The sequence below is a fragment of the Shewanella sp. NIFS-20-20 genome (assembly GCF_019209865.1).
In the GTDB taxonomy this organism is placed as follows: Bacteria; Pseudomonadota; Gammaproteobacteria; order Enterobacterales; family Shewanellaceae; genus Shewanella.
Genome location: NZ_JAHUTT010000138.1, coordinates 1 through 591, shown reverse-complemented (window position 1 = coordinate 591; position 591 = coordinate 1). Strand labels below are relative to the sequence as shown.

General features: G+C 54.8%; 1 protein-coding gene. It reads right to left on the bottom strand.

Annotated elements, in window-relative coordinates; all coding sequences use genetic code 11:
• The coding region (locus tag KU855_RS19160) for a hypothetical protein (RefSeq protein WP_218532824.1) at positions 1 to 591 on the bottom strand (591 nt) is incomplete at both ends.

Below are 591 nucleotides of genomic sequence, written 5' to 3'. Positions count from 1 at the left end.
CTATGCCGCCAGTGACACTTTCGGTCAGGGTGTTGCCAAAGGCATCATAGGTCTTGGTGGTAGCCAGCTTGTAGCGATTGTCATTGGGGGACACAGTTGAAGTGTGTAACAGCCCATTGGGGTAGTAGCTGAAGCGACTGCTGGTCTCTATATCGCTTGCAGGCTCGCGCTGACCAAAGCGGGACTTGGTGACGGTAGTGCCGCTCAGTCGGCCCTTGGCCTCACCACCGCCGGCGCCCTGATATTGACTGAGGGTTTCCACCCGTGACTCAAGCTGGCCATTGCTTAAGTTGGTGATATCAGTGACCGTGCGCGTGACATTACCCCAGTCATCCAGCTCGGAGGTGGTCTCCGTTCCGATAAGCTCCCGCATAACTCCATCAAAGCCATACTGAGACGAGCGCTCTGACACGGTTTCGGCAGTCTTGTGGTAAATACCGTCACCGTCTTTACTGAAAACATACTCATTGATGGCCGAGTGCAGCACCTCACCCTGATAGCTCTGTCGGGTTGCCAGCGGCATCCCCACCTGTGGAAAGACCTGATGATAGAGGGTTTCAGTGTTAACGCCGGTTTGGTTGTCTATGGTAC